This window comes from Vibrio sp. 10N.261.51.C6, from assembly GCF_041471785.1.
GTDB classification, from domain to species: Bacteria; Pseudomonadota; Gammaproteobacteria; order Enterobacterales; family Vibrionaceae; genus Vibrio; species Vibrio crassostreae_C.
On the sequence record NZ_JBFRPB010000019.1, the window covers coordinates 87,537 to 90,187 of the forward strand.

At 41.4% G+C, this 2,651-nt stretch carries 2 protein-coding genes; both read left to right on the forward strand.

Features of this window, described 5'->3' with window-relative positions; all coding sequences use genetic code 11:
• Positions 1–270 precede the first annotated feature (270 nt).
• Entirely contained in the window at positions 271–1,848 is a 1,578-nt protein-coding gene (locus tag AB4375_RS04745) for an EAL domain-containing protein (protein WP_372051111.1), read from the forward strand.
• Between the two features lie 383 nt (positions 1,849–2,231).
• Positions 2,232–2,585 (forward strand): membrane protein, encoded by a 354-nt coding sequence (locus AB4375_RS04750; protein ID WP_017068500.1) that lies wholly within the window; start codon positions 2,232–2,234, stop codon positions 2,583–2,585.
• The last annotated feature ends 66 nt before the right edge of the window (positions 2,586–2,651 follow it).

The window sequence follows — 2,651 nt, forward strand, 5'->3', positions numbered from 1 at the left end:
GCTCATTCAGCTCATTCAGCCAGAGCAAATAACAATAAAATTTATCAGGATATAAGCATTTGTTATCCGCATAAATCATCAAAAATGACGCCTCGCCAACTCAAATAAACGAGATAACGCTCAGATTTTGCTGGTAAAACTAGAAAACATATTATTTATATCAATAATTCGTGCCTGCATTCACAATATTAATTATTTATATTGCTACCTAAACGCTAACTTTATAAATTAAATCGAATGCTCACATAAATCGGTAACGCTTCTCCAACTATGGATATCAAGTACCAAAACATTGCCAAGACTTCATTTTACTTTGCCATCTCTTTCTTTTTTTCCATGGCAATGCTCATTCCTTTTACACCGTATCACTACCAAACATTAACCGAAGACACATCAAGGTTAGTCGAAACCAGGTTAGAAGGGATCCAATCAAGGTTCGACCGTTTTTTATCTGAAGTTAGACCTGAACAGTCATGCGACGCGATCGTTAGACAGCTTCGACAAAACGTTTTTGAAGCCGATTGGGTAAAAGAAGCAGCGGTATTCAATAAACAGAACCGATTTTACTGTTCAACCACCGATGGTGACGTTTCATTTCGCCTATACAGCACCATCAGGCAGCGACTCAATGACGACCCGAATTTAACGACCCTGTCGTATTCCAACTCGGCCATCACGCAAGTTCAGTCCATCATGCTCATTTTCTCGAACAAAGAAGATGCCGGAGTGAGCCTGATGATTCCGCCACACTTCATCTATGACCTTGTTGAAACAAACCTGAGCAGCCATGGAATACAGGCCAAAGTAGAGGTGATCAAAAGAGATATCCACCCTACCGATATTGACTCATCAATCGCCAAGGTGCGGATACAATCAAACACCTACCCATTGACCATCACCTCATACATTGGGTATCAGTTTTATCTTCACTTCATGTTGAGCTATTTATGGTTTGGCTTTTTGATGGCCGGAATCACCACCATTATTCTCATTTCCATCAAGCATAAAAAGCAGAGCCAACGCAGCTTAGAATATTCGCTTTCAAGTGCGCTAAAAAACCAACACCTTCATGTTCACATGCAGCCTATCGTTAACCAAAACACCAATGAGATCGTCGGCTGTGAGTCACTATTACGATGGAACGACCCAATTGAAGGTAACGTCTCCCCGGCTATTTTCATTCCGCTTGCTGAAAGCTTAGGCTTAATTGAGGAGCTCACCTACTTCGTGCTGCGCAAAGTATTAATGACGTTGAAAAGCAATCAAGATGTGTTCGACTCAAAGTACATCAGCGTCAACATCAGCCGCAACGTAGTGTCTAACAGTAACTTCTCTAACAAAGTGATCAGCATCTTTAAAAGACACCCTGAGATCCTCAAGCAGGTGGTTTTTGAAGTAACCGAATATGGTGAATGTTCTGATGCCGACATGGTCAAAATTAGAGACAACCTAACCAAGCTATCGAACAGGGGCGTCAGAGTCGCGATTGATGATTTTGGTACAGGCTACGCAGGGTTAGATTTCGTAAGACAGTTCCCGTTCAGCATTCTCAAAATCGATCGCGTGTTTGTGAAAAACATATCCGACGAATCCAGCTTTGGTCTCCCTTTGCTAGAGTCCATGCTTCAACTATCACGCTCCTTAGGCATGCAAGTCATCGTCGAAGGTGTCGAGTATGAATCCCAAGTGAAAATCTTATCTAAGCTCGGTGTCGACTATATCCAAGGCTTCTATTTTTATAAGCCGATGCCGATAAACCTGACTGTCAGCTTACTCAGGCAGCAGCATTTTGAGTCCGATAACGTTGAGGAATCATCCTTTTCAACACCAAAATGTGAGCAGCTTTAAACAGGTTCGATGGGATAAGCGCTGAAGATACAGTTCAGAATAATGCTTAGTACAACGCGTCACTTTAGCTTACGGTACGTTTCCCCACTCTTACACCCAGGCAGGCTTTTACCATATTTGTGACTTAAATTATCGACGCGTGTTTTGGTTGGTTTTATGACTACTCGTAATCGCTAGCATGCTATCAGCGTGATTTTTGTTCCAATCAACCTTTTCGTTAATGTCTTTTTTATCAACAAAGACCCAGTGAGACATACACTCTACACAATACCAAACACATCACAACGCAGCATGTAACATATGCAACAAGCAACTAATTCGTGACCATCAACAAGATAATACCGTATCATGTGCGTGATTAAATTAACCTAGGAATCAATCACATGGAAAATACTGAAGTAATTAATACGGGGCTCTCAGAGAAGGACAAAAATGCAAAAACTCATGCCATCATCGCGTATGCGTTAATGCTATTAGGCTTCTTTACTGGTATTAGTTTTCTTGCAGGTGGTATTTGGGGCATCGTTAAAAAGTCCGATGCTCAAGGGACTGTCTTTGCGGATCACTACGACAACATCACCAAAACATTCTTTGTTTCGATTGTGCTTACTATCATTGGCGCTCTAACAGCCGTTTTTGTTATTGGCTATGTTGTTCTTCTTGTTGCCGCGATCTACACGCTTTGGAAGTTGATTGCTGGTTTAGCAAAAATTACTTCAGACAAGAGTTTTAATTAATATGAAAAGATGCGAAGCCGCAGCTTTAAAGCGACGGCTTCACATCTTCGTCTATTCGTCTATTCG